Origin of the sequence: Mesorhizobium carmichaelinearum (assembly GCF_900199455.1) — a bacterium.
Taxonomy (GTDB): Bacteria; Pseudomonadota; Alphaproteobacteria; order Rhizobiales; family Rhizobiaceae; genus Mesorhizobium; species Mesorhizobium carmichaelinearum.
The window spans coordinates 414048-439663 of sequence record NZ_FZQR01000001.1; the positions used below are offsets into that span (position 1 = coordinate 414048).

Here is a 25616-nt window from a genome sequence, read left to right on the forward strand (position 1 = left end):
CCGGTTCGGCGCGTGAGTGGTGAATAGTGAATGATGGGTAGCTTCATACTGGATGGATGAGCGCAGACGGTTGCGGTCTCTCACAGCCATTCACCATTCACCATTCTTTGGCGTTCCCATGTCTTATCAATCCCCCATTTCTCCTGGCCGTTCCTGGTATGAGGACACGGCCGGGCCTCGGCCTGAGTATCCAGCACTCGACGGCGACCGAAAATGCGATGTCGTCGTTGTCGGTGGCGGGTTCACCGGCCTCTCAGCGGCGGTTCACCTGGCGAAGGCTGGAGCAGATGTCGTGCTCATCGAGGCGTACCGTTTCGGCGACGGCGCGTCCGGGCGCAATGGCGGGCAGCTTGGCACCGGGCAGCGCGCCTGGGCCGAGGATCTGGAGGCGGAATACGGTCTGTCCCGCGCCAGGGCGCTGTTCGATCTTGCCGAGGAGGCGAAGGCGCATCTTCTGGAATTCGCGGCCACCAACCAGATCGATATCGACTACATGCCGGGCCAGCTTTCGGTGGCGCACAAGCCGCGCTATGTCGACGACTACAAGGCGCATGCCGAGATCATGGCCAGCCGTTTCTCCTATCCGCACATCTCCTTCATGGATGCGAAGGAGACGGCGGAGCGGCTTGGCTCGACCGCCTATTTTGGCGGCACGCGCGACACCGGCACCGGCCACATCCACCCCATGAAGCTGGTGATCGGCACGGCGCGGGTGGCGTCGCAGGCCGGCGCGCAACTGTTCGAGAAGACACCATCGACCGGCATCGTTTCCACCGGCGGCAAGGTCAGGGTTTCGACACCGAGGGGTACGATAATGGCGCAGAAATGCCTGATCGCGGTCAACGCCTATGGCGGCACGCTCGAACCGGTGAGTGCGGCGCACATCATGCCGATCGGCTCCTTCATCGGAGCGACCGTGCCCTTGGGAGCGGACACGAAAGTGCTGCCTGGCGGCGAAGCGGTCGATGATTCCCGCTTCGTGGTACGCTATTTCCGCAAGTCGAGGGATGGCCGGCTGCTGTTCGGCGGACGCGAGGTCTATGGCGTCAACGACCCGAAGGATATCCACATCCATATCCGCCGCCAGATCGTCGAGCTCTATCCGGCGTTGAAGGATATCGAGATCACCCATGGCTGGGGCGGTTATGTCGGCATCACCGTGCCGCGGAAACCGTTCGTGCGCGAAGTGATGCCCAATGTGATCTCGGCCGGCGGCTATTCCGGCCATGGCGTCATGCTGTCGAACTTCTTCGGCAAGCTCTATGCCGAGACCGTTGCCGGCAATCGCGACCGGCTGAAGCTGATCGAAGACCTGAAGATTCCGCCATTTCCCGGCGGCCGGCGCTTCCGTACGCCGCTGCTTTTCCTGGCGCTCAACTGGTTCGCGCTGCGCGACAGAATCTAAAGCGCGTCGCGTTGAACGCGTTGAAACGGATTCATGTGACGCGCTTTAGATCTTTGTTTTATGCACGTCGTTCTCCCAAAACCGAGATCACTTTTGGGCGACATGCATAGGCGGGATCGGATCGCCACGGTCCCACGCCATCACGGGCTGATGTAATATTGTAATATCATTGTAACATTTGTTGCCCTAGCGGCACATTGCGGAAATGCCGTCAAAGGCGCAGAATCCCCTATAATGGCGTACTGATGCCACAATCGCGGGCGAAAGGTTCGCGCTTCTGGGCGATTGTTCGGGGATTGCTGCGGGCTTGCCCGCGTTGATTTTGGGACCGATGCCGATCAAATGCCGGACTTCCGGCAACGATCGAAAGAACATTGGCCCGCGTATGGAGGTGGCAAGAGTGAGAGAGCCCTTCAGTTTCGGTGCGCCGGAACGTCGGCGCTTTGCCATGCAGTTCGGATACGACATGCGGCCGTCCTTCTGGCAGGAAGTCCGCTCGAACTCGCATCTGGTGATTGCCGCGGTCGGCACCGCCGCGCTGCTCGGCGTGGCCGCGGTGGCGCTCTGGCTGGCCTTGCCGACGAGCGAGCGGCAAGCGGCCGCCAGCCAGGAACAAAGCATTCCGACCATTCCGGTGAAGACGACGAAGATCGTGCCTGCCGGAACGACGGTGGCCGCGGCGACCGTGCCGCAGCCCGCCCGCAAGTCCGACCAGGTCTCACCGACCGTGGCAGCGGCGAAAGCAAACATACAAGCGCTTGCCGCCAATAACCCCCGCTGGACCGAGGCACAGCCGAAGACCGCTTCGGCGGCACCTGATCCCAATCAAGCGGCTGGCCCCAATCAGGTGGCCACTCAGGCTGAGCCGGCGCCGGACAAGCCGGCTGTCGCGGCGGCATTCGCGCAATCGGCGACCAATACCGATGCCGCCAGCGAACTTGCCAAGGTTGCCGCGCCGGCACCGGCGGCAGGCAGCAATCCGGATGGTGCACAGACCGCCGCGATACCCGAAGTGCAGCCGCAGACACCCGAACAGCAGCCGGCGGCGACCGACGATGATGGCAGCAAGGCCAAGGCCAAGCCGCGCAAAGTGGCGGCGGCCGGCAATGGGCGCATCCTGAGAGCGGTGACCATGCGCAGCGGCCCGAAGAAGAACGCAGCCGCCATCGCCACTGTGCCGGCAAGGACTTCGGTGCAGGTGATGAGCTGTAAGCAATGGTGCCAGATCGTCTACAACGGCAAGACCGGCTGGATCTACAAGAGCTACATCAAGACCGGCGCCTGATGTGTCTGCGCATTTGCGGCTGGGGCCGGCCTATGACGGCCCGCCGCCGAACATGCGCCGCAAACGCTGCCACCGTCTGGCGCGCCTGCCTTGCCTGACATGGTCGCCATGCTGGTCGAACGGCACCTCATAGAGGCCGCAGGTGGCGCAGCCCTCCCGCTTGCCGCAGACGGGAATCCAACATTTGACGTCATGCGTCCAGGCGAGCGCGACGCGCTCTAGGTGAAGGTTTGAAGAGCTTTTGACGAGTATCAGTTCGCCCGGCACCGCCGTGCGCCTGATATGATCGGAAACTTCCTTCGGCGTGCTAAGCTCGACAAACCGGCCGCTGTCACGGTCAGCCTGCCCCGCTCCCGAGCGATGTGCGTGGTCGCCGGTGTAAATCACCTGGTCCGCAATCTCCCGCGCGGTTTGGTAGGCGGTGGCGTACTTCCTGTTCGAGCCGGAATAGTCCGAGATCTGGCCAAGCACGATGCGCTTTCGACCGACAGTGGCCTTTGCCACCATGTCCAAGGCAAGGTTGATCGAGTGCCAGGGCGCTTTTGCGGCATCGACGATGAAGTGCGGGCCACCGTCGGCGACGAGCACGGCACAGCGATTAACCAATGGTTGGAAAGTCGCCAACTCTGCGGCAACCTTGTCCGGCGGGACGCCGAGTTCGAGCGCCGTCGCAACGGCGGCCGCGGTCGGCAGCCATAAATGTTCGCCCGGAAACAGCGTCTTGAGTTCAACCACGCCGCCGCGCCAGTGGATCGACAGCGTCAGCCGATCGGGATAGGCGGCGTGGATGTCGGTGACGCGATAGTCGGCCATCTCAGCCGTGCCGAAGGTGACGACACGGCATCCGGCGCCGGCAGCCATGCCGGCCACATGGGAATCGTCGGCGTTGAGGACGGCAAGACCGTCCGGCCGCAGCGCTTCGACCAAGGCGCGCTTTTCCCTGGCAACATTCTCCACGGTCCTGAAACTGGCAAAATGCTCAAGGCGAACCATGGTGACGACAGCCACATGCGGCCGCAGCATTTCCGCCATCGGCCGCAGGGTATCGACGCCGGAGGCCCCGGCTTCGAAAACGACATAGTCGACCTCACCCACTTGCCGCATGCGCTTGTAGAGCGTGCTGACCAGCGAGTTCATGGTGTTGGCGAGTACGCGTGAATAGGTCGGCCGATGGGCGGCCAGTATATGCCCAAGCAGCGCCGTGACGGTCGATTTCCCCGAACTGCCGGTGACGCCGATGAAGGTCGCCTTGCTTTTCGCCCGGGCGCGCCTGGCTCTGTAGATCTTGACGCGACGCTGCAGGTCTTCGCGAACCTTCCGCACTCTCGCGTTCATCGCGCCATCCGCCCTCTAGCTTCTGAAACACTAGGACATGAGACCTTCGAGTCAAATCCGAGTCGCGGCGCGGGCAAACCGACCGGCGTTGCAAAGACGATACCCCTCAGATGCAGCGGCCGCCATCGACCTCCAGCGCCACGCCGGTGATGAAGGCGGCTTCATCCGATGCCAGCCAGAGTGCGGCATTGGCGATATCGAGGGGGGTCGAAAGCCGGCCGAGCGGGATCGAGGCGCGGAATGTCTCGCGGATCTCGGGCGTGTCGGCGCCCATGAATTTCTCCAGCATACCGGTTTCGCCGGCGACCGGGCAAAGGCAATTGACCCGGATGTTCTTGGGCGCCAGCTCCACCGCCATCGATTTCGTGGCGGTGATCGCCCAGCCTTTCGAGGCGTTGTACCAGGTGAGGCCGGGCCGCGGCCTGAGTCCTGCGGTCGAGGCCGTAGTCAGGATGACGCCGCCGCCTTGCTGGTCCATGATCGGCACCACTGCAAGGGCTGCATGGTAGATCGCCTTCATGTTGACAGCGGTGATCAGGTCAAAAGTTTCTTCGTCGACCTTGAGCATGTCGCCATTGCGATGGGTGTAACCGGCATTGTTGACCATGATGTCGATGCGGCCGAAGGCGCTCTTGGCGGCATAGACCATTTCGTCGAATTCGGAGCGTAGCGAGACATCGGTCTGCGTCCAGATCGCGGCCTCGCCGATCTCGCCGGCGACGCGCTCGGCGCCCTTGGCATTGAGATCGGCGACAACCACCCTGGCGCCCTCTTGCGCAAAACGCTTGGCCATGCCCTCACCGAAGCCGGATGCCGCGCCGGTGATGATGGCGACCTTGTTTTCCAGACGCATGGCTTGCCCGCTCATCGATATCTTCCTGGAACCAATAAGGCGACTGACCAGCGCGGCCCATGCCGCGACTGACAACGCGCCATTTCTCCCTTAGCTTTCGTCACATTCACGTTCTATGCTGCAACTGCGAAAGCTTCCGGAGTCTTCGTCCACCGACAAGCCTCCGGCAAGCGCCAGTGTCAAGCGCACATGTGGACCCAATCAATATCCAGCGATTGGTCCTCGATGTGACACCATGGCACTGGAAAATTTAAATCGATTAGAATATATCAGCCGCGTACTCGCGACCGGCGTCAAAGCGGACAGACCATGACCAGCCAGATCATCCCCGTCGACCCTTTCGACTTCATCATTTTCGGCGGCACCGGCGACCTGTCGGAACGCAAGCTTCTGCCGTCGCTCTACTATCGCCAGCGCGACCATCAATTCTCCGAGCCGACACGCATCATCGGCACGTCGCGTTCGAAAATGAGCGACGAGGAATTCCGGGCCTTCGCCAGCCAGGCGATCTCCGACCACGTCAAGCCGGCCGACATCGACGCCAAGGAGCTGAAGACCTTCCTGGCGCGGCTTTCCTACGTCTCGGCCGATGCAACGAGCGGTGCCGGCTTCGACAAGTTGAAGAAGGCCATCGGCGAGAGCGAGAGCATCCGAGCCTTCTACCTGGCGGTAGCACCGGCGCTGTTCGGCGATATTTCGCACAAGCTCAAAGAGCACAAGCTGATCACGCCGAACTCGCGCATCGTGCTGGAGAAGCCGATCGGCCGCGACCTTGCCTCGGCGCGGGCGCTCAACGATCTGGTCGGCGACGACTTCCACGAAAGCCAGATCTTTCGCATCGACCACTATCTCGGCAAGGAGACAGTGCAGAACCTGATGGCGCTGCGCTTTGCCAACGCGCTTTACGAGCCGCTGTGGAATTCCGCCCATATCGACCACGTGCAGATCACGGTGGCCGAGACCGTCGGCCTGGAAGACCGTGTCACCTATTACGACAAGGCCGGCGCGCTGCGCGACATGGTGCAGAACCACATGCTGCAGCTGCTTTGCCTCGTCGCCATGGAGGCGCCGTCGTCGATGGACGCCGACGCCGTGCGCGACGAGAAGCTCAAGGTGCTGCGGGCGCTGAAGCGCATCAACGGCAACGAGGCGCCGAAGCACACCGTGCGCGGCCAGTACCGCGCCGGCGCCTCTGCCGGCGGGCCGGTGAAAGGCTATGTCGAGGAACTCGGCAAGGACAGCAACACCGAGACCTTCGTCGCCATCAAGGCCGAGATCGGCACCTGGCGCTGGGCGGGCGTTCCGTTCTACCTCAGGACCGGCAAGCGGCTGGCGACCCGGGTTTCGGAAATCGTCATCGAGTTCAAGCCGATCCCGCATTCGATCTTCGGCGACAGCGCCGGACCGATCTTCGCCAACCAGCTGGTCATCCGGCTGCAGCCCGACGAAGGGGTCAAGCAGTTCATCATGATCAAGGATCCAGGCCCGGGCGGCATGCGGCTGCGCCAGATCTCGCTCGACATGAGCTTCGCGCAGTCCTTCGACGGCCGCGCGCCCGATGCCTATGAACGGCTGATCATGGATGTCATCCGCGGCAACCAGACGCTGTTCATGCGCCGCGACGAAGTGGAAGCCGCCTGGAAATGGATCGACCCGATCCAGAATGCCTGGGAAGGCGCCAAGCAGGAAGCGCAGGGCTATACGGCAGGCACCTGGGGGCCGTCGGCCTCGATAGCGCTGATCGAACGTGATGGGCGGACATGGCACGAGAGCAATTGAACGGCGCCAGCTACAACTGGAACGCTTTCCCCGACCGTCCACAATTGGCCGCGGCGCTGGCGGCCCGCGTGGCCGATCGCCTGACCAGAGCGATCGCCGAACGCGGCACGGCCGTGCTGGCCGTCTCCGGCGGTACGACGCCGGCCAAATTCTTTGCCGCGCTTTCGGCGGCGGCAATCGCCTGGGACAAGGTGATCGTAACGCTGGTCGACGAGCGTTTCGTGCCGGCCTCCTCGCCGCGTTCCAATGCCGGGCTGGTGGCCGCCAATCTGTTGCAGAACGCGGCCAAGGCGGCACGCTTCGTGCCGCTCTACCATGAGGCATCCGGCATCGAGGATGCGGCGGCGTCGGACGATGCCGCACTGCGCTCCCTGCCCTGGCCGCTCGATGTCGTGGTGCTCGGCATGGGGCCGGACGGCCACACCGCCTCGTTCTTTCCCGATGCCGACGATCTGGCAAAGCTGCTCGACCCGGCCTCCGACAGGATCATCCTGCCGGTTCATGCGGCCAGCGCGGGCGAGCCGCGGCTGACCCTGACGCTGGCGCGCATCGTCGATGCCGGCTTTATCGCTCTGCACATAGAGGGCGAGGACAAGCGCACCGCCTTCGACGGCGCGGTCGCGCCCGGGCCGCGAAAGCCGATCCGTGCCGTGCTGGACGCCGCACCCAGGCCCGTAGAGGTTTTCTGGGCGCCCTGATTTTACGTTTAGTGGTCCCGGCAACGGCGGGAGGATGTTTCCGGGACCTCGCCTGAAAGGACCGACCGCCATGACCGCAAGACGCGACATCGAAGCCATCACGGAGCGCATCCGCCAACGTTCGAAGGCGGGCCGCGAGCGCTATCTCGGCCGTATCGCCGAAGCGTCGAACCAGACCGCCAACCGCTCGGTTCTGTCCTGCGGCAACCTCGCTCACGGCTTTGCGGTGTGCAGCCCATCGGAGAAGCTGGCGCTCGGCGCCGACAAGGTGCCCAATCTCGGCATCATCACCTCCTACAACGACATGCTGTCGGCGCATCAGCCTTTCGAGACCTACCCTGCCCTGATCAAGGAAGCGGCGCGCGAGGCGGGCGGCATCGCCCAGGTGGCCGGCGGCGTGCCGGCAATGTGCGACGGCGTCACGCAGGGCCAGCCCGGCATGGAACTGTCGCTGTTCTCGCGCGACGTCATCGCCATGTCGGCGGCGGTCGGCCTGTCGCACAACATGTTCGACGCCGCCGTCTTCCTCGGCGTCTGCGACAAGATCGTGCCGGGACTGGTGATCGCGGCACTGACCTTCGGCCATCTGCCGGCGGTGTTCATCCCGGCCGGGCCGATGACGACCGGCCTGCCCAACGACGAGAAGGCCAAAGTCCGCCAGCTCTATGCCGAGGGCAAGGCGGGCCGCGCCGAACTGCTGGAAGCCGAATCCAAATCCTATCACGGGCCGGGCACCTGCACCTTCTACGGCACGGCGAACTCCAACCAGATGTTGATGGAGATCATGGGCCTGCACACGCCGGGCGCCTCCTTCGTCAATCCCGGCACGCCGTTGCGCGAGGCCTTGACCCGAGAGGCGACGAAGCGGGCACTCGCCATCACCGCGCTTGGCAATGCCTATACGCCGGTCGGGCGGATGATCGACGAGCGTTCGATCGTCAACGGCGTCGTCGGCCTGCACGCCACCGGCGGCTCGACCAACCACACCATCCACCTGATCGCGATGGCGGCGGCGGCCGGCATCGCGCTGACCTGGCAGGACATTTCCGACCTCTCGGAAGCGGTGCCGCTCCTGGCGCGCGTCTATCCGAACGGGCTTGCCGACGTGAACCATTTCCATGCCGCCGGCGGTCTCGGCTTCCTGATCCGCGAACTGCTCGACGAAGGCATCCTGCACGAGGATGTGCAGACGGTGTGGGGCGAAGGCCTGCGACCCTATGCGGTCGAGGCAAAGCTCGCCGCCGATGGCTCCGTGGTGCGCGAGGCCTCGCCGCAGGCCAGCGGCGACGAAAAGGTGCTGGCGCCGTTCCACAAGGCATTCCAGCCGACGGGCGGCCTGAAAGTGCTGGCGGGCAATCTCGGCCATGCCGTCATCAAGACCTCGGCCGTCAAGCCGGAACGGCGCCTTATCGAGGCACCGGCCAAGGTGTTCGACAGCCAGCAGGGCCTGAACGACGCGTTCAAGGCGGGCACGCTGACCGGCGACTTCATCGCCGTCATCCGCTTCCAGGGGCCGAAGGCCAATGGCATGCCGGAACTGCACAAGCTGACCACCGTGCTCGGCATCCTGCAGGATCGCGGCCAGCGCGTCGCGCTGGTCACCGACGGGCGCATGTCTGGTGCCTCCGGCAAGGTGCCGGCGGCGATCCATGTCACGCCGGAAGCGGTCGAGGACGGTCCGATCGCCCGGATCCATGACGGCGACATCATCCGCCTCGACGCCGATGCCGGCACGCTGGAGGTGTTTGTCCCGGCTCCTGAATTCGCGCTTCGCCGTACAGCGGAAGCCGATCTCATCGGCAATGAGTTCGGCTTCGGCCGCGAGCTTTTCGCCGGCTTCCGGCAGCTGGTCGGCCGTGCCGACCACGGTGCTAGCGCCTTCGGAACGGCTTGAGCTCTCTGATTTCCAGATGAAAAGGGCGGCCTTGAGCCGCCCTTTTGCCTGTCCTGATGCTACTGGACTTTGAGCTCACTCCGCTCGCCGGCCTTGACCGTGAAAGGCGTTTCCTTGTCGGCCTTGTCGGTGGTGAAATTGGTCACGAGCACGTAGTCGCCCGCCGCCAGCGTGGTCTGCATCTTTTCTCCATAGGCGTAGGTCACCTGTTTGCGCTCGCCCTGGATGTTCTTCTTGGCCTCGAAGATCTTGAAGCCGTCCGCGCCTGGCGCATCGACGGCCAGGACGCCGGCGTTCAGCGTCACGTTGACATCGGTCATCTGCCCGACCGTCACGCTGAAAGGCTGTTCCGTGGACACGGCCTGCACATCGACGCCCATCACATAGTCGCCCGGAGGCAGATCGAACTGGCTGTCGGGGCCGTAAGCGTAGGTCACCTGATCGCGCGTGCCGTCGAGCTTCTTGGCCGCCTTGTACACCTTCCAACCCACATCGGTTTCGGCTTTCTCTCCACCTTGGGTGTAGAAGGCGTTGGCCTTGGCCTTGCCGACACCGACGATGATGTCCTTGTCGACAACCTGGCCGGCGACAAGCTGCATGGTCTCGCTCGCCTCGCCTGCCCCCAGCTTCACGGTGACCTTGGTCTCGCCGGCCGGGACGACGTACTTGACCTCGCCGTAGTTGGCGTCAGACGTGCCGCCGGGATAGGCGATGCTGATCTGCGCGTTCCGGTCGACATCGGCCCCAGGCGCCGGCCGCGCATGGATTGAGATCTGCGCGGCGTTCAGGTTGAGCGCAAGCTCCGTTGCTTTGTCGGCCGTCAGCGAGACCTTCTGCTCGACCTTGGCGGCACCGCTGGTGGCAACGACGATGTAGTTGCCGGCGGGAACGTGGAACTTGATCGCGTTGTAACCGTAGTTGACATTGTCTCCGCCGACACCCTTGGCATCGTCCTTGAAGACTTCATAGTAGACGTCGATCTTCGGCACCTCGCCGCCCTCTTTCAAGAACGCTTGCGGGATGAGGTTGTAGTCGACCTCGGTCGCTTTCGGCGCGGGCGCCGGGGCTGGTTCGGGGGCTGGTGCCGGCGCAGGGGCTGGTGCCGGCGCAGCCACGGTCTCAACCAGCGCTTCCTGCAGCGCCTTCTCGTCTGAGGCCTGGATGTACTTGCCGCCGGTGTTGTCGGCGAGGCAGGCGATCTGCTTGCCTTCATCGGCGGTCAGGCCGAAGCCGACGACGTCGGCGGTGAAGTCGACGCCGGACGCCTCAAGCTCCTTGCCCAGAGCGCAGGGATCGCCGCCGCAGGTTTCGAGCCCATCCGTGATGAGGACGACGGTCGCCTTGTCCTCGGTGTATTTCAGCGCTTCGGCGGCCTGCTTGACGGCCGCCGTCAGCGGCGTCTTGCCGAGGAATTTCAGACTGTCGGCGGCATCCGTGATGGCGCTCGCCGAGCCCGCCTGAGGCGGCACGATCAGCTGGATGTCGTCGCAGCTGCCTTTTTCGCGATGGCCATAGGCCATGAAGCCGATCTCGTCGTCGGCGGGAACCGATTGAAGCACGGTCCTCAGCGATTCCCTGGCGATTTCGAGCTTGGGCTTGCCGTCGATCTGCGCCCACATCGAGCCGGAAGCATCGAGAATGATGATGACCTTATTTGCGGCAAAACCGAACGTCGTCATGAAAAACAGGAGGATCGCCGCAGCGACGCCCCGCGCAAGTACCGCCATCGAAATCTCCTGAGTTAGCCCCCTAATCCGCACAGGGAAGCTATTTGACGTGGCGTCAGGACACAAGCCCGGGGCGCCGCCATGTCGCTCAGGCGTTTGAGCGGCGGCAGAGTGGCCGTGCAGGAAGATCGCCGCAGCGGGCGTCTCCGAGCCTAGAACGGAGTCCAGATCAGTAGGTGGTGCGGCGCTCTTCCGAGGGCGGCCTGCCAAACTGCAACCGGTAGCTCTGGGCAAAATAGGAATGCGAGGTGAAGCCGGTCGCGATCGCCACGTCGAGGATCGGCATGTTGGTCTGGCGCAGCAATTCGCGCGCCCGCTCCAGCCGCAGCCGCATGTAATAGCGGCCCGGCGTGACGTTGAGGTGCCGCAGGAACAGGCGCTCCACCTGACGCACCGAAAGACCGGCCGATTTGGCGAGCTGCACCGCCGAGAGCGGCTCGTCGAGATGGTCGGCCATCAGTTCGACGATGCGCCTCAGCTTCTCCGACTTGCCAGTCAGGTCGCGCTCGGGCCCGACGCGCTGGCGGTCGCCGGCCGAACGGATGCGCTCGTGCTGGAACTGGTTGGCGACGCCATTGGCAAGGTTCGAGCCGAAATCGCCGCGCACGATCTCCAGCATCAGGTCGATCGAGGTGGTGCCGCCGGCGCAGGTGTAGCGCTTGCGGTCGATCTCGAAGACGTTGCCGGTGCAGTTGATGTCGGGGAAGCGCTCCATGAAGCCGGCCCGGTTTTCCCAATGGATGGTGCAGCGGTAACCGTCGAGCTGTCCGGCCTCGGCCAGCAGGTAGGACCCGACCGACAGCGCGCCAAGCGCGTTGCCGCGCCGGCCCCAGCTGCGCAACGCCGCCAGAACCTTGCTCTTGCCGGGAAATTCCGTCGTCAGGCCTACCGAGACGAAGAGGATGTCGACCGGCGGCAGGTCGGCCACGGCATAGTCGATCTTGAGCGGCAGGCCGTTGGATGCCATCACCGGATCGCCGTCGGCCGACACCGTGGTCCAGCCATAGAAATCGCGGCCGAGCAGGCGGTTCGCCGAACGGAACGTGTCGATCGCGGCGGCGAGCGAGAACATGGAAAACTTGTCGACCAGCAGGAAGGCGAACTGCCGGCCACCTTGAACGGGATCAGTCGTGACCGGCCGTTCCGGGGAAATGGTGGGGTTCGGCAAAACTGGCGCTTTCAGGGTCAACCCGGGCTCAGAAGGAGGGCCGCTTCAATCCGGCCGCAAGGTAGGCGGAAGCTAACGTATTGGCCATCAGCATGGCAATGGTCATCGGCCCGACGCCGCCGGGCACCGGCGTGATGGCGCCGGCTTCCTTGGCCGCCTCGGCATAGGCGACGTCGCCGACGAGGCGCGACTTGCCCTCGCCCTTCTCGGGTGCGGGAATGCGGTTGATGCCGACATCGATGACGGTGGCGCCGGGCTTGACCCAATCCCCCTTGATCATCTCCGGCCGGCCGACGGCGGCGACAAGAATGTCGGCGGTGCGGGCAAGCGCCGGCAGATCCTTGGTGCGGCTGTGGGCGATGGTGACGGTGCAGTTGGCGGCAAGCAGCAGGTTGGCCATCGGCTTGCCGACGATGTTGGAGCGGCCGACGACGACGGCGTTGAGGCCGGACAGATCCTTGCCGCGCACGCGCTCGATCAGAAGCATCGAGCCGGCGGGCGTGCAGGGAACGAAGGCCGTATCGAGTTCGCCGGTGCCGAGCTTGCCGACATTGATGAAATGGAAGCCGTCGACATCCTTCTCCGGCGCGATGGTCTGGATGATCTTGCCGGCATCGATATGGGCGGGCAGCGGCAGTTGCACCAGTATGCCGTTGACCGCCGGATCGGCGTTGAGGTCGCCGATGATCTTGAGCAGCGCCTCTTGGGAAGTCTCGGCCGGCAGCGTGTGCTGGAGCGAATGAAAGCCGCATTCCTTGGCGGTACGCGACTTGGAGGCGACATAGACCTGGCTCGCCGGATCCTCGCCGACGATGACCACGGCGAGACCTGGCTTGGCCTTGCCCTTGGCAACCAGCTCGGCGGTCAGCGTCTTGACCGTCCGCACCACATCCTCGGCAACGCTCTTTCCGTCAATCACTTCGGCCATGAACCATCCTCAACACTGTTTCGCCCAACGCCGCTTTGGGGAATAGAATGCCGCGGCACCGGCACCATGCAGCGCGGCATTGTCACGAAAAATCCGGTACGCAATCCCGCCAAAGCGCCGTCCCATGCCGTTTACGCGAAAACCGGGATGGTTTTGTTCGGCCTCGGCGACGTATCTTGTGGCTCAGAAGTAGCGGCGGCGGGTGCGGCTCTCGGTGAGTTCGCGGACCGCCTCGCGGAATTCGCGCAGGCTGGCGCGGATTTCCTCGATCGGCGCCTGCTCGGCGCTTTCCTCGGCCTGCGAAGGCTCCACCGGTGGCTGGGCTGGATGGGCCGGTGGCTGTGGCGACGCAGACTGCGGTGGATACGGCGTATGCCCGGCATAGGGCGCCATGGCCTGGGCGTAGGGGTTGCCTGCCGGCGAAGGTGCCTGCCACGGCTGCATCTGCGGATAGCCCGCCTGCTGTGCAGGGGGATAGGGCGGCGCCGGATAGAGCGGCAGCTGTGGCATCAGGGGCGACCGCGATGGCGGCCCCATCGGCTGGGAATAGGCGGCATCGAAGCCTGGCGGGAAAGGTGGCCGCGCATAGTCCGACGACCGGGGCATGAAGGGGGTATCCGGGTTTGGGAAACCGGAAGGCATGGCAGCAGGCGCCGGCCGCGCCTTGCCGCCAAAGGCGGCGAACTCATCGGAAATGTCGTCGTCCGCCTCGGTGGAGGGCTTGCTGGATACGGCATTGCGCAGCTTCGCCATGAGCGTGGCGATACGTCCGGGCCGTTCGACGGGAGCGGCTTCGACCTGTGCCACGGGCGGTGGTGATGCAGGCGGTGGCGGTGCAGGCGGCGGAGGTGGCGGCGCCGGGGGCACTGGCGCTGCCGGCATTGGCGGCGCGGGCGGCGGCGCGGTACGGAACGCCTGCTCCTCGAAAGGCGCCTTGCGGTCGCGGCGCGAGCGCGATGTCGCTGTCTCGCGCAGGCTCTCATAGGCGCCGCGCATGGCGCCAAGGCCAACGCCAGAGGCAAAGCCAAGCAGCAGGCCAGCAAGTGCCATCAAGGCTCGCGACGGCCCCTTCGCCTCGAGCGGCGCAAAGGCCTTGGAGATCACATTCATGTTGGCGGTGTTGATGTCCTTCTGCTCGCCGGTCTCCTTGGCGCGCAGCAGATATTGTTCGTAGACGGAGCGCTTGGCGGCGGCCTCACGCTCCAGTTCGCGCATCGACACCAGGTCGTTGTTGACGTCGCCGCTGCGCACCTTGAGCTGGGCCAGGCGGGAGGACAGATCCTGTTCGAGCTGGACGGCGCGTTTCAGGTCGACCTGCAGCGAGGAAGCAATGCGGCGCAACTCACCCGCGATGCGGTCGCGCGCGCCGGCGATCTGTGCGTTGATCGCCTGGAGTTCTGGATGACGCGGGCCGAGCCGGATGGCGGCACGGTCGGCCTCCTGCTTGAGCGTCGCATATTGCGAGCGCAGATCGCTCATCGTGTTGGAATTGATCTCCTCCGGCAAGGTGCCGGAGAGAACCGAATTGACGTCGATCGAGCGCGCCGATGCCGCCCTTGCATTGAGTTCCAGCGTGCGGGCGCGGGCGACCGAGAGTTGCTCGTTGAGCTTCAGCATCTCGTCGTCGCTGATCAGATGGCCCTGTGCATCGACAAGATCATGCGAGGCCCTGAACTCCTCGACCTTGCGCTCGGCCACCTCGACGCCTTTGCGCAGTTCATCGAGCCTTGCCGTCAGTTCGTCGGTCGCGCGGCCGGCGGTATCGGACTGGATCTGACCAAAGGTCTGCAGGAACACGTCCGTCATCGTGTTGGCGATGAGGGCCGATTTCTCGCCATTCTGCGTGATCGCGCTGACGGTGATGACGAAGGTCTTGCCGCCGCGCTCGACCGAGAGGCTTTCGGCCAGATTGCCGACGGCAAGCGCACGCCGGCGAACCTCGTCGGCACCGCTCGGGCCATCCTGGTGCGGAAGTACAGAGCGAATGAGAGACCGGATGCCGAGACCGCCGGCACCCTGGCCATTGAACTCCGGATCGTTGGCCAGGTTGAGCTTGTCGACGACCTTGTTGAGGACGGTGCCCGAGGTCAGCACCCTGACCTGGTTTTCGACGATGGCGAGCGTGGCGTCGGAAGCGACCACATTCTGGGTGAGGTCGCGGTCGGTGAGCTTGAGGTCGCGCGGATCGACGATCAGTTCGGCGGTGGCTTCATATTTCTTCGGCGTCGACAGCGCGATCGCGATGCCGAGCCCGGCACCGATCAGCGTCGTCGTGATGATCAGCAGTTTCGACCTGGCAATGCCACGAACCACCTGCATCGGATCGATCAGGGGCTTCCATTGCTGGTCATCTCGGCGATCGCCAAAGGAAGCATCCGCTTCATCCACCCGGCGGGATCCGGACGTGTCATCAGAGCGGGCGCTGCCGGAAGGTTCTTCCGGGGACTGCCTTGAGTACGGCATGGCCGGCGGCAGATCACGGGTGTCGTCGTCCTCCTGCGAGCGCCAGGCGTCGTCCTGTGCGGCCGCTTCCGGCTCTGACCGGATGCGCTCTGTTCCGGCTGCGGCGGACGGATTTGGGTTCGCCCGCGCCTCACGCCGTGAACGGGCGAGACGATGGCGCGTGGCGGCATCCTCGCGCCATGCCGAATCTGCCCGATCCCCTATCGAGACCAGGGATGGGTCGTCCTCACCGCGCATGGCCTGGCCGAGCGCCAGCAAAGAACGCTCGCGCCTCCAGTCTTCACGGTTTTCCCTGTCGACCATTGTCTTGGAGCTTCACTCTTTGGCCGCTGGGCAGCGGCGGTCGGCTATTCCTTAAGTCACGCTAAACAAGCATAGGAAACAAAAGGTTAATTTCGGCAGGCCCGCCTGTAAGCTTTTCATAACCTCAAGCTCGGGAATTTCAGCGCATCCGGGCCTCAGAACGGCACGTTAAGTTTTCCCGCCTAAAGGCTTCCCCAGACATGACCGAAGCTCGCGGCATACCGCAAAGGCGCACTTTCGCCCGGATCGGCACTTTCGTGGCCGAGCGACGGGGGCTGGTGCGCGACTATTTTTCGGCGATCAGCGGCGCCGGCGGGCGATTGGTGTTTTCGCTGGCCTATTTCATCGCGCTCGCCAACACTTTGTCCATCTCGGAATTCGGCATGTTCGCCACCGCTTCGGCGGCCGGCGTGATGCTGTCGCGGATCCTGGCCTTCGGTTTCATCTCGGCGCTCTACCGCACCGCCACCATCCGCCCCAAGCTGATCGGCACCTTCACCGCCGGCTTCCTGCTGCTCGGCGTCGTCTCGCTACCGCTCTTGGCCGCGGCCGCGTTCGGCGTCTACCTGATCTTCTTTGCCGGCACCGTGCCGCTGTCGGTGTTTTCGGCGATCGTCTTTGCCGAAGCGCTGCTGTGGCGGCCGGTCGAGGTGGCGCTGATCGTCAACAACGGGCTGGGCAAATTCGGCCGTGCCGCCATACTGGCGATCGTGGCAACGGCATTCCGGGCGCTTGGCGCGGTGTTGTTCATGGTCTCGGCGCAGCACAGCATCTGGGCGTGGTCGTGGTTCTATATCGGCGCCAACGCCGCCTCGCTGCTTCTGGCTTTCGGCTGGTTCTATCCGCGCCAAAGGCTGCGGCTGCGCGTCGAACTTTATCTCAGGCGGCTGGCCGATTCCCTCTACGTTGCCGGCGCCGAAATCCTGTTCTACCTGCAATCGGAATTCGACAAACTGCTGGTGCTGGCGATCGGCGGTCCACATCTGGCCGGCATCTACGCCATCATCATGCGGCTGGTCGACCTGACCGCGATCCCAATCCGCACCTTCTCGATGATGCTGGTGCAGCGCATGATGCGCGCCCCGGACCTGTTGTCGCGGCTGGCGGTCAAGAGCGGCATCGAGGGCGGCGTCTTCCTCGTTTCGACGCTGGCGCTGCTGGCGCTCGGCATCGTGCTGCATTTCTTCCCCAACGCGCTCGGCAGGAACGTCTCAGAGGCCGCGCCGCTGGTGGCGCTGGCGATCTGCGTTCCGGGGCTGCGCAATCTGGTTGAATACCAGGCCGAGCTTCTCTTCGCGCGCGGCCAGACGCTGGTCAGGGCGCTCAATCTCGGCCTGCTCGCCGCCCTGAAGGCGCTGCTGCTGACCTATGTGCTGACCAGCATCTCCGATACTTCGAAGCTGGTGCTGTCGCTCAACATCGTCTTCCTGCTGCTCTATCTCGCCTCGATGTTGCTGACTTATTCGGCGCTGCGCAGGCCGGCGAAGGCGATCTAGGTTCAGCCAGCCAATCCGATCAGGCGGCGGATGCGGCCGATATCGGTGCCGATGAAGGATTGCATGCCGATCGCCACCTGCTCCGGCGCCATGCCGGCAACGAAGCGGCGGAACTCGTCGTCCGACAGTGCTTCGCCCGTCCAGTGGACGCGGCAGAATTCTTCCGAGCCGCAGAAGTGGCCGGCGCCGTCGAGCAGATCGTCGACATAGCGGCCGTAGATCATGCATTCGGAGAATCTGCGCGCCGAGCCGACGACCTCGACCCAATCGCGGCCATGGACCTTCTCGATCTGGCCGCACATGGCAAGCACGGTGTCGCGGCGCCAGGCGATCAGCGTCGAGATGTAGTCGTGGGTCGATACGCGGGACGGGTCGATGCCGAGCGCCGAACCCGCATTGCGCGACCAGATGCGATGCTCGTCGTGACCGTCATCCGCAAGCACGCCGTCGCGGCGGAACAGCCGCGCCTTGCCATCGCGCCAGAAGGCGGTGCAGTCGAACGCTTTTAGGAAAGCAACGTCGGAATCGCAGAAGACCAGAACGTCTTCCCTGGCATGCGCCGCGATGGCAATGCGGCGCAATTGCTGCACGTGCCAACCGCGCAGTGGTTGCGTCTTCAGGCTGAGCCAGACACGCCGGCGAAACAGGCTGAGCGGATCGTCGAAAGCACGCAGCCAGCGCGGCAGCAGGTCACGCTCGTCGACAACGGTGCGTCGGCTGGTTTCCAGCTGGCGGAAAAGCGCGACGTCGCGGTGTTCGACAAGGACGTAATGGTGCGCGGCACCCGAGACATGCCGGTCGAGGGTCTCGCACAACAGCTGGCAGCGCTCGAAGTCTGGCGCGTAGCTTGCGGTCACCACCGCCGCCGTCGGCGTCTTCGGCAGCAGGCCCGGACCGGCAAGCACGTCTGGAACGAACCGCTTGTTCAACGGAGTTCTCCGGCCGTTTCGGCGCCACGCGACCATCGCTGCTTGACGACCCGCCACAGGAACACCGGGTTACCGACCACATAGCGGCGCCAGAGGCGGCCCGGCTCGACCGCCAGCCGGAACAGCCATTCCAGGCGCAGGCGGCGCATCCATAGCGGCGCGCGCGGCACCGAGCCGCTCAGGAAATCGAGCAGCGCGCCGACCGCGACCGGCATTGTGCAGTGGCGTTCGTCGATATGGCGCGCGATCCACAGTTCCTGGCGCGGCACGCCCATGGCGACCAGCAGCATGTCCGGCCGCAGCGCCGCGATCCGGCCGATGATCTCCGGCTCCTGCGCGGCGGAGAAATAGCCGTCATGAATGACCACGAAATTGTGCTGCACGGCAAGGGCGGCCAGCTTGACCGAAGCCGCCTCGGCGTTGACACGCGTCGCGCCGAGCAGCCCGACGGTCAGCGGCCGCGTCGAGGCCTGCAGGAAGGCCGGCACGAAATCAGTGCCGTTGAGATTGTCCGGAAACGGCGCGCCGTAGAGAAGCTGCGCGGCGAGATCGACGCCGATGCCGTCCGGCAGGATGAGGAAATCGTCGAGCGCCTCGGCGAAGACCGGATCTGAATAGGCGATATTGGCATTGTGGGCGTTGAGGAAACTGACCTTGGTGAAGCGCCGTTCGGCGATCAGCCGGTTCAGCAGGGCGATCGCATCGTCCCAGCGGATGGCGAGCACCGAAATGCCGAAGATCGTCTTCAGGCTGTCGAGCCCGGCGGCGGCGCGGGCGGTGTGCATATTCATGCAAACACCTCCTGTCTGACCGCTCCAAGTTTTTCCAGACCAAGTCGGATGGCGGTATCGAGCGCCTTGACCTGCTGGCGATGGAACGCACTGCCATCGACGTCCCGGACGTCGGCTGCAGCCGCCTCCAACGCCCTGGCGAAACCGGCCGGATCGTCGGTGACGACGCAATTGTCGGGGCGATGGTCGATGCCGCGCAGCGAACGGCTGGTGGCGACCGAAGGCAAGCCAAGCTCGAAGGTCTCGATGGTCTTCAGCTGCACGCCGCTGCCGGCGGTGCTGATCAGCGGGATGACGGCCGCGCCGCTCACGAAATCCCTGGCATCCGGGACGCGGCCGACAAACTCGACGCCAGGATGAGCCGAAGTGACGCCGGAAGGCATGTGGCCCGCGATGCGGATGCGGAAATCCGGCCGCAGATGCGGCACCACCTTGCCCAGGAACCAGTCGAGGCCGATGCGGTTCGGCTGCCAGGTCCAGGTGCCGATCAACGCGGCGTCGCAATCGATCCGGCGCTGGCCGTTCCGGGCCGGCGCTTTGGCGCCTGTCACCAGCGGCAGCACCGCCGAGTGGTCGGCGGCAGCGACGCCAAGTGCCGCGCGGTCTTCCTCGGCCAACGTGAAGACGAAGCGCGCGCGGCGGCAGAGACGCTCTTCCACGATCTCGAGCAGCCTTGCCTCGCGGCGGAACAGGAGGCGCTGGAAGACGCCCCCGGGGGCAGCCGCGTTCTCCCGCGCCGAGAGATGCTCGACATTGTGGGCGACGAAGATCGAAGGCCGGTCTTCGAAGAGCTTTTCGAAGGCGCCGGCGAACTGCACGGAATTAAGCACATAGCCATCGAACGGACCGGCCCGCTTGATGGCGGTCTCCACATCGTGGTCGGACACCGCGCGCAACTTGACCGACGCGAAGGTGAGGCCCGAAAGCATCGCCTTGCCGACCCAGGCGAGTTTTTGCGATGCGGAGGCACTTTCCGTGCGCACGTCGATGGCGCCCAGCACCACGGTGTTTTCAGGGTCAGCCGCGGCTTTCCCGGGCCATGTGAAGCCGACAACCGTGACGCGCGCGCCGGCGCGCCGCAAAGCGGCGATGATCGCAGCATTGGCGATCTCGTAGCCCGAGGCGAGAGCGCCGTCGGGCACGATCGATGTGGCGAACAGCAGATGCATCTCACCTATCCTGTGGTGTAGCCGGTAGCAAAGCGCGGTGAACCCTTGATTAAGCGAGTACAATCAACGGCCGAAAAGCCCCTGCCTGACGGGCCTCTCCGCGCAAGGTGATTAACGAAACCTTATCATCGTGGTGCTACCAGAGCGCGACTCACCATGTGGCTGGACTCGGATGATCCCTTTGCCATCGGATGGTTCGGTATCGATCGCTGGACGGTCTCCCCGGCTTAACGTGGAGGCAGTCGAAGCGGTCGTCACCTTGCCGACCTTCAAGCGGCCCGAACAGGTGCTGGAAACGCTGGCGTCACTGCGCGCGCAGCTGACCGGCAGGCGCTTTGCCGTCATCATCATGGAGAACGAAGCCGAGGCGCGGGAAGGCGCCAAGGCGGCGCTGCCGCTGTTCGAGCGCGGCGAGATGCCCGGCATGGTCATCATCGCGCATGAGCGCGGCAATTGCAGCGCCTACAATGCCGGCTGGCAGACGGCGATCCTGCACTTCCCGAACTTCAGGCATCTGCTGGTCATCGACGATGACGAGATCGCCGATCCGCACTGGCTGGAACGCATGTGCGCGGCTGCCGAAACGCTCGGCGCCGATATTGTCGGCGGCCCGCAGGTGCCCGTCTTTGCCGACCCCGCCCATGCGAAATGGGCCGAGCACCCTGTCTTTGCTCCGCCCTACCGGGAGACAGGACGCGTGCCGGCGCTCTATTCATCCGGCAATCTCCTGGTCGGGCGCAACGTGCTGATCGCCATGGGGCCGCCCTTCCTCGATCTCAGGTTCAACTTCATGGGCGGCGGTGACTCCGACTTTCTCAGCCGATCGGCGCAGAGAGGCTTTGTGCTGGGCTGGTGCGCCGAGGCCAAGGTGCGCGAAACCGTTCCGGCGCGGCGTGTCGAGGCCGACTGGATCCGGGCCCGCAGCCTGCGCAACGGCGTCATCTCGACACTGGTCGAGAAGAAGAAACGCGCCGGCACGCCACTGGCAGGCGCCAAGGTGTTGGCGAAGAGCCTGGCGCTGCTGGCCGCCTCGCCGTTTCGTGGCCTGGTCCGGCTGGCGCGGACAGGATCGCCGGCGATCGCCATCTATCCCATCCATGTGGCGCTCGGCCGCGTGCTGGCCGGATTCGGATATGCCAATGAGCAGTATCGCCAGCCCGAGAAAAACTGAGCGCGCGCCGCTCAGCGACGCTTTCACGCGCGACGGCGTGGCGACCGCGATCGCCGCACTGCTGTTCACCGTCATCATGGTGTCCTTCCGCCCGTTCCAGCCGGCCGGCGCCGAACTCACCGGCGACGGCGGCGACATCGTCAACCAGCTCGGCTTCGGTTCGCTCGGCGCCGTTTCGATCTTCTCGTTGATGGCCTTTGCGGATCCGCGCATCGTGCGCTCGCTGCTCAGCCCGTCCTGGGTGCTGATGCTGGGCTTCTTCTTCCTGTCGGTGGTGCTGGCGACCGACCCGCCCTCGGCGATGCGCGCCGCGTCCTTCACCATGATCGGCATCCTGACGATGGCGACGATCCTGGCGTTGCCGCGCGATGCCGAGTCCTTCTCGAAGGTCATCATCTTCACCGCCGTGGTGGTCATGGGGCTTTCCTATCTCGGCCTCATCGTCTTTCCGCACGAGGCGATGCACACGGCCGATTCGCAGGAGCCCGAGCATGCCGGCCTGTGGCGCGGCGTGTTCACCCACAAGAACATCGCCGGCCCGATCATGGCCTGCTTCAGTTTCGCCGGCCTCTATCTCTACCGGCGCGGACAACGCTGGTGGGGCGCGGGCATCTTCTGCGCGGCAATGATCTTCATGCTGCACACCGGTTCCAAGACCACCGCCGGCCTGGTGCCGTTCTCGATCCTGATCGTGGTGCTGCCGAGCCTGATGGGCATGCGGCTCGGCACGCCGATCCTGTTTGCGCTGGCGATCATCGCCACGGCGGTCGGCACGCTGGGCATCGTCTTCCTGCCGCCGGTGAAACATCTGGCGGCGATCTATTTCCCCGACATGACCTATACCGGCCGCACGACGCTGTGGGAGTTCGCCGGCTCGATGCTGGCGAAGAAGCCATGGACCGGCTACGGCTATGAAAGCTTCTGGGGTACGCCGCTGCTGCTCAACCAGGACCAGCCCTTCGACCGGCCCTGGGATATCAGGACCATCGTGCATGGCCATGACGGCTATCTCGACATCGCCGTACTGATGGGCATCCCCGCCCTTTGCGTGGCGGTCTACACCTTCCTCGTCGCGCCGTTGCGCGACTACATGCGCATTCCACTGCGCAGGGAAAACATCTTTCTCGGCGACTTCTTCATGATGGTGGTGCTGTTCACCGCGCTCAACGCTTTCCTCGAAAGCTTCTTCTTCCATCGCGGCGATCCGGTCTGGCTGTTCTTCGTGCTTGGCGTGCTTGGCCTGAGGCGAGTGTCGCTGCGGCCGATCGCGGTGCGGAGCCCTCCCCGTCTGTCCTGACAGGGCTTCCCCAGAGAACCGCGAGCGTCTATGTCAGGGCTTTCCTTCGGAGGGCTTTCAATGACGATCAGGCTTGTTCTCGCCGGCTGCGGCAATATGGGTTACGCCATGCTCTCGGGCTGGCTGAAATCCGGCAAGCTTGCGCCATCGGCGGTTTTCGTGGTCGAGCCCAATGCCGATCTGCGCCAGCGCGCTGCAACGCTTGGCTGCGGCACAGCCGCGGATGCCAGTGAGATACCAGCCGATGCGGTGCCCGACCTCGTTGTCATCGCGGTGAAACCGCAGGTGATCCGCGACGTCACCGCCGCCTACAAGCGTTTCGGCGACGGGCGCACCACCTTCGTCAGCATCGCCGCCGGCACGCCGGTCGCCACTTTCGAAGACATCCTCGGCAACCGCGCGCCGATCGCGCGCTGCATGCCCAACACGCCCGCTGCCATCGGCAAGGGCATGATGGTGGTGTTTTCCAACCCGCTCGTCTCGGATGATACCAAGCGCTTTGTCGCCGACCTGCTGTCGGCGAGCGGTGAAGTGGCCACCATCGACGACGAAGGCCTGATGGATGCCGTGACCGCCGTGTCGGGATCGGGGCCGGCCTATATCTTCCACTTCATCGAAGCGCTGACGGTCGCCGCCGAGAAGGCTGGCCTGCCGGCGGCGACCGCTAGGCTGCTCGCCATGCAGACCGTCTATGGCGCCGCCTCGCTCGCCGCCGAAAGCCGGGAGGACCCGGGCGTGCTGCGCCAACAGGTGACCAGCCCCAACGGCACGACGGCAGCGGCGCTTGGCGTGCTGATGGGCGAGGACCGGCTGACCAATCTGCTGACGCAGGCAGTCGAGGCGGCGCGATTGCGGTCGATCGAACTGGGGAAATAGAGCAGACGGTCGCTAAGCGAGATCGGTGTGCGAAAAGTCGTTGCCTTTGTAAAGCAAAACAGAGCCGTGGCTCTTTGCGCAAGCATAGGACAGGCAATCGGCAAGATTGAGTTGCGCGGGGTGTCCACGCCCCTTTCCGTAGGCTGAAAAGGCCTGGATCGCGAGCTTGGCGTCGCCGGCGACGATCGGCACGATTTCGATTTCAGCCTCGCGTAGAAACGCCTCTATCGCCGCTTCCGCGACAACCGGCTCGACAGCTAGCATGGTGGAAAGCCGCATCGCTGCTTCGAGCACCACCAGAACGGAAGTGATCTTGCGAGGTGCTGCCGCGATGCGGTTGCTCCACTCGCCGGCATCCTCTTCTCCCGAAAGAACTGCGACGACCACGGAGGTGTCGACGAACATCAGGGATGTCCCCACATGTCGTCGATCTCGTCCTTGCTTACAGGCCGGCCGCCGTGGCCAGCTTTGGCCTTCAAATCCTCGGCGATGGCAGCAAGCCGCTCCGCCAGGGGAATGCGTCCGCTTTCCCGCTTCAATTCGGATTCAAGCGCTTCGATGACCGCCTCGGTCATGGAAATCTTGCGCTTGGCGGCGAGCCGTCGTGCCAGTTCACGCGCGCGCGGATCCCTGATCTGGAGATTCATTGGTCGATCCTCAGCGACATCTGTCACTACAACATAGTGCATTTGTCATGACGTCGCCATAGCGACCTATTTTCCGTACAGCATCTCGTCCTGCAGCCGGCGCAAGGCGAACAGCCTCGTCGTCGGGTCGGGCGCGGCATTGTCGGCGGTCAGCAATTCGCCTTTCCTGACAGGTTTCAGCACTTTGCCACCCTCGAGCAGGCCGACGGGCACCGCGCGCTGGGCACGGGCCTCTTCGACCGTCATCGTCCAAGAGCGGTTGCAGGTCTCGCCGATCGCATCGAAAATCTCGCCGGCAGCCAGATCCCGCTTGGCGACCGCGCAGACCTCGGCCACCGGCCGTGGCAGTGGCACCATGTCGGGCTTGCCGGACAGCACGATGCGGGCGGCGGTGAGCGGTACTTCCAGCGAGGTCAAATGATAGGGCCGGAACAGGCTGTAATAGGGGCCGTGGCCGATATGCAGATCGTCCATGCGCTCGATGATGCGCGGATGCGTGGCCTCGACGATGACGAAGACACCGGGCGCCACACCCTTGCCGATGGTGTAGTCGACAACGCCCTTTTTCAACAACAGCCCGCCATCCTCGCGTGGGATCAGCACCTTGACGAGGTCGTCGCGGTCGGCTTTCGGGCCATGCATGCCGGGCACGTCGGGGACCAGGCCGGTGGCGTTGGCGATGGCGCACATCTCGACCATGGTTTTCGAGCCGTCGACAAACTCGACCAGCATGCGCGGGTTCATGTTGCGGCGGATCGCTTCCTCGCGATAATCGTCGGGCATGGCGTCGTGGTTCAGCGGATTGTTCTTGCCCTTCCCGGCCGAGACGATGGTCAGGCCGAGCGCGGAGGCGAACTCGATCAGCTCCATGCAGCTCGACGGCTCGTCGCCGGCGCCGACCGAATAGACGACGCCGAGCCGGTCGGCCTGCTGCTTGAGATAACAGCCGATGGTGACGTCGGCCTCGACATTCATCATCACCAGATGCTTGCCATGCTCCATCGCCATCAGGTCGAAATCGGCGGCGACGCCCGGTTTTCCGGTGGCGTCGATGACGACGTCGATCAATGGATTGGTGACCAGCATCTCATTGGAAGTGATGGCGATCTTTCCGGCCTCGATGGCCGCGGTGACTTTCGATGCCGCGTCGGCTTCGATCGCCATCGCCTCGTCGCCATAGGCGATGCGGATGGCGTCACGCGCAGTGTGCGGACGTCGGGTGGAGACGGCGCAAACCGAAATGCCGGGCATCAGCATGCCTTGCGTGACCAGGTCGGTGCCCATCTCACCCGAACCGATGACGCCGATGCGCACCGGGCGGCCTTCGGCGGCACGGCTGGCGAGATCGCGGGCAAGGCCGGTCAAGGCGACATTGGTCATGCAGGAGATGTCCATGGTTCCT

The 25616-nt window shown here is 64.5% G+C and carries 21 protein-coding genes; 9 read left to right on the top strand and 12 right to left on the bottom strand.

Features of this window, described 5'->3' with window-relative positions:
* The first annotated feature begins 118 nt into the window (after positions 1 to 118).
* Together CKW40_RS01685 and CKW40_RS01690 are read left to right on the top strand one after the other, a co-directional pair.
* The gene (locus tag CKW40_RS01685; protein WP_095198201.1) at positions 119 to 1405 is read left to right on the top strand and encodes an NAD(P)/FAD-dependent oxidoreductase; all 1287 of its coding nucleotides are present in this window, start codon (positions 119 to 121) and stop codon (positions 1403 to 1405) included.
* A gap of 400 nt (positions 1406 to 1805) precedes the next feature.
* Positions 1806 to 2690 (top strand): SH3 domain-containing protein, encoded by an 885-nt coding sequence (locus tag CKW40_RS01690; RefSeq protein ID WP_179297791.1) that lies wholly within the window; start codon positions 1806 to 1808, stop codon positions 2688 to 2690.
* A gap of 30 nt (positions 2691 to 2720) precedes the next feature.
* Here CKW40_RS01690 and CKW40_RS01695 read toward each other — a convergent pair whose 3' ends face one another.
* Together CKW40_RS01695 and CKW40_RS01700 are read right to left on the bottom strand one after the other, a co-directional pair.
* Positions 2721 to 4025, bottom strand: coding sequence for a Mur ligase family protein (locus CKW40_RS01695; protein WP_095198203.1), 1305 nt, complete (start codon positions 4023 to 4025; stop codon positions 2721 to 2723).
* Between the two features lie 106 nt (positions 4026 to 4131).
* Complete coding sequence (locus CKW40_RS01700) at positions 4132 to 4878, bottom strand: SDR family oxidoreductase (RefSeq protein ID WP_095198204.1); 747 nt, start codon at positions 4876 to 4878, stop codon at positions 4132 to 4134.
* Positions 4879 to 5187: 309 nt separating this feature from the next.
* Between CKW40_RS01700 and zwf the strand changes: the two genes are divergently transcribed.
* The 3 genes from zwf to edd all read left to right on the top strand — a co-directional run bounded on the left by zwf (position 5188) and on the right by edd (position 9249).
* A complete protein-coding gene (gene zwf, locus CKW40_RS01705; RefSeq protein ID WP_095198205.1) occupies positions 5188 to 6657 on the top strand; it encodes a glucose-6-phosphate dehydrogenase in 1470 nt (489 codons plus the stop codon).
* A complete protein-coding gene (gene pgl / locus CKW40_RS01710; RefSeq protein ID WP_095198206.1) occupies positions 6639 to 7355 on the top strand; it encodes a 6-phosphogluconolactonase in 717 nt (238 codons plus the stop codon). The genes zwf and pgl overlap by 19 nt, the downstream gene beginning before the upstream one ends.
* Before the next feature lie 70 nt (positions 7356 to 7425).
* Entirely contained in the window at positions 7426 to 9249 is a 1824-nt protein-coding gene (gene edd, locus CKW40_RS01715) for a phosphogluconate dehydratase (protein ID WP_095198490.1), read from the top strand.
* A 59-nt stretch (positions 9250 to 9308) separates the two neighbouring features.
* Here the strand turns inward: edd and CKW40_RS01720 are convergent, their stop codons facing one another.
* From CKW40_RS01720 to CKW40_RS01735, 4 genes are all read right to left on the bottom strand, one after another.
* Positions 9309 to 10976 (bottom strand): vWA domain-containing protein, encoded by a 1668-nt coding sequence (locus tag CKW40_RS01720; RefSeq protein ID WP_095198207.1) that lies wholly within the window; start codon positions 10974 to 10976, stop codon positions 9309 to 9311.
* Between the two features lie 169 nt (positions 10977 to 11145).
* Positions 11146 to 12144 carry a GlxA family transcriptional regulator gene (locus CKW40_RS01725; RefSeq protein WP_032920700.1) on the bottom strand — a complete coding sequence of 333 codons (999 nt, stop codon included), beginning with the start codon at positions 12142 to 12144 and terminating at the stop codon, positions 11146 to 11148.
* Positions 12145 to 12172: 28 nt separating this feature from the next.
* Positions 12173 to 13072, bottom strand: coding sequence for a bifunctional methylenetetrahydrofolate dehydrogenase/methenyltetrahydrofolate cyclohydrolase FolD (gene folD / locus CKW40_RS01730; protein ID WP_095198208.1), 900 nt, complete (start codon positions 13070 to 13072; stop codon positions 12173 to 12175).
* Positions 13073 to 13255: 183 nt separating this feature from the next.
* A complete protein-coding gene (locus CKW40_RS01735) occupies positions 13256 to 15838 on the bottom strand; it encodes a GumC family protein (protein WP_095198209.1) in 2583 nt (860 codons plus the stop codon).
* A gap of 200 nt (positions 15839 to 16038) precedes the next feature.
* Between CKW40_RS01735 and CKW40_RS01740 the strand changes: the two genes are divergently transcribed.
* A complete protein-coding gene (locus CKW40_RS01740) occupies positions 16039 to 17334 on the top strand; it encodes a lipopolysaccharide biosynthesis protein (RefSeq protein WP_095198210.1) in 1296 nt (431 codons plus the stop codon).
* 2 nt (positions 17335 to 17336) lie between these two features.
* On the opposite strand, the gene CKW40_RS01745 is transcribed toward CKW40_RS01740, so the two are convergent.
* Genes CKW40_RS01745 through CKW40_RS01755 form a run of 3 tightly spaced genes read right to left on the bottom strand, consistent with a single transcriptional unit; the run spans position 17337 to position 20223 of the window.
* Entirely contained in the window at positions 17337 to 18263 is a 927-nt protein-coding gene (locus tag CKW40_RS01745) for a DUF6492 family protein (RefSeq protein ID WP_095198211.1), read from the bottom strand.
* Complete coding sequence (locus CKW40_RS01750) at positions 18260 to 19054, bottom strand: WecB/TagA/CpsF family glycosyltransferase (RefSeq protein WP_095198212.1); 795 nt, start codon at positions 19052 to 19054, stop codon at positions 18260 to 18262. Before CKW40_RS01750 ends, CKW40_RS01745 begins: the two co-directional genes overlap by 4 nt.
* Positions 19051 to 20223 carry a glycosyltransferase family 4 protein gene (locus CKW40_RS01755; RefSeq protein ID WP_095198213.1) on the bottom strand — a complete coding sequence of 391 codons (1173 nt, stop codon included), beginning with the start codon at positions 20221 to 20223 and terminating at the stop codon, positions 19051 to 19053. Before CKW40_RS01755 ends, CKW40_RS01750 begins: the two co-directional genes overlap by 4 nt.
* Before the next feature lie 172 nt (positions 20224 to 20395).
* On the opposite strand from CKW40_RS01755, the gene CKW40_RS01760 reads away from it, so the two are divergent.
* From CKW40_RS01760 to proC, 3 genes are read left to right on the top strand one after another with little or no spacing between them, the layout of a single operon-like run.
* A complete protein-coding gene (locus CKW40_RS01760) occupies positions 20396 to 21394 on the top strand; it encodes a glycosyltransferase family 2 protein (RefSeq protein ID WP_095198214.1) in 999 nt (332 codons plus the stop codon).
* Positions 21363 to 22691, top strand: a complete 1329-nt coding sequence (locus CKW40_RS01765; protein ID WP_095198215.1) for an O-antigen ligase family protein — start codon at positions 21363 to 21365, stop codon at positions 22689 to 22691. Before CKW40_RS01760 ends, CKW40_RS01765 begins: the two co-directional genes overlap by 32 nt.
* A 60-nt stretch (positions 22692 to 22751) precedes the next feature.
* Positions 22752 to 23567, top strand: coding sequence for a pyrroline-5-carboxylate reductase (proC, locus tag CKW40_RS01770; RefSeq protein ID WP_095198216.1), 816 nt, complete (start codon positions 22752 to 22754; stop codon positions 23565 to 23567).
* Between the two features lie 12 nt (positions 23568 to 23579).
* Here the strand turns inward: proC and CKW40_RS01775 are convergent, their stop codons facing one another.
* The 3 genes from CKW40_RS01775 to CKW40_RS01785 all read right to left on the bottom strand — a co-directional run bounded on the left by CKW40_RS01775 (position 23580) and on the right by CKW40_RS01785 (position 25594).
* Positions 23580 to 23972: a type II toxin-antitoxin system VapC family toxin gene (locus CKW40_RS01775; RefSeq protein WP_095198217.1), complete on the bottom strand. Its 393-nt coding sequence runs from the start codon at positions 23970 to 23972 to the stop codon at positions 23580 to 23582.
* Complete coding sequence (locus CKW40_RS01780; RefSeq protein WP_095198218.1) at positions 23972 to 24214, bottom strand: type II toxin-antitoxin system VapB family antitoxin; 243 nt, start codon at positions 24212 to 24214, stop codon at positions 23972 to 23974. The genes CKW40_RS01775 and CKW40_RS01780 overlap by 1 nt, the downstream gene beginning before the upstream one ends.
* Positions 24215 to 24280: 66 nt before the next feature.
* Entirely contained in the window at positions 24281 to 25594 is a 1314-nt protein-coding gene (locus CKW40_RS01785; protein WP_095198491.1) for an NAD(P)H-dependent oxidoreductase, read from the bottom strand.
* Positions 25595 to 25616: the final 22 nt, after the last annotated feature.

Coding starts and splice junctions, on each gene's coding strand:
- zwf (WP_095198205.1), top strand. CDS start 5,188: ATGACCAGCCAGATCATCCCCGTCGACCCTTTCGACTTCATCATTTTC.
- CKW40_RS01780 (WP_095198218.1), bottom strand. CDS start 24,214: ATGAATCTCCAGATCAGGGATCCGCGCGCGCGTGAACTGGCACGACGG.
- CKW40_RS01735 (WP_095198209.1), bottom strand. CDS start 15,838: ATGGTCGACAGGGAAAACCGTGAAGACTGGAGGCGCGAGCGTTCTTTG.
- CKW40_RS01765 (WP_095198215.1), top strand. CDS start 21,363: ATGAGCAGTATCGCCAGCCCGAGAAAAACTGAGCGCGCGCCGCTCAGC.
- folD (WP_095198208.1), bottom strand. CDS start 13,072: ATGGCCGAAGTGATTGACGGAAAGAGCGTTGCCGAGGATGTGGTGCGG.
- CKW40_RS01785 (WP_095198491.1), bottom strand. CDS start 25,594: ATGACCAATGTCGCCTTGACCGGCCTTGCCCGCGATCTCGCCAGCCGT.
- CKW40_RS01695 (WP_095198203.1), bottom strand. CDS start 4,025: ATGAACGCGAGAGTGCGGAAGGTTCGCGAAGACCTGCAGCGTCGCGTC.
- proC (WP_095198216.1), top strand. CDS start 22,752: ATGACGATCAGGCTTGTTCTCGCCGGCTGCGGCAATATGGGTTACGCC.
- CKW40_RS01720 (WP_095198207.1), bottom strand. CDS start 10,976: ATGGCGGTACTTGCGCGGGGCGTCGCTGCGGCGATCCTCCTGTTTTTC.
- CKW40_RS01750 (WP_095198212.1), bottom strand. CDS start 19,054: ATGAATATGCACACCGCCCGCGCCGCCGCCGGGCTCGACAGCCTGAAG.
- CKW40_RS01685 (WP_095198201.1), top strand. CDS start 119: ATGTCTTATCAATCCCCCATTTCTCCTGGCCGTTCCTGGTATGAGGAC.
- CKW40_RS01775 (WP_095198217.1), bottom strand. CDS start 23,972: ATGTTCGTCGACACCTCCGTGGTCGTCGCAGTTCTTTCGGGAGAAGAG.
- CKW40_RS01755 (WP_095198213.1), bottom strand. CDS start 20,223: ATGCATCTGCTGTTCGCCACATCGATCGTGCCCGACGGCGCTCTCGCC.
- pgl (WP_095198206.1), top strand. CDS start 6,639: ATGGCACGAGAGCAATTGAACGGCGCCAGCTACAACTGGAACGCTTTC.
- CKW40_RS01760 (WP_095198214.1), top strand. CDS start 20,396: ATGATCCCTTTGCCATCGGATGGTTCGGTATCGATCGCTGGACGGTCT.
- CKW40_RS01700 (WP_095198204.1), bottom strand. CDS start 4,878: ATGCGTCTGGAAAACAAGGTCGCCATCATCACCGGCGCGGCATCCGGC.
- CKW40_RS01740 (WP_095198210.1), top strand. CDS start 16,039: ATGACCGAAGCTCGCGGCATACCGCAAAGGCGCACTTTCGCCCGGATC.
- edd (WP_095198490.1), top strand. CDS start 7,426: ATGACCGCAAGACGCGACATCGAAGCCATCACGGAGCGCATCCGCCAA.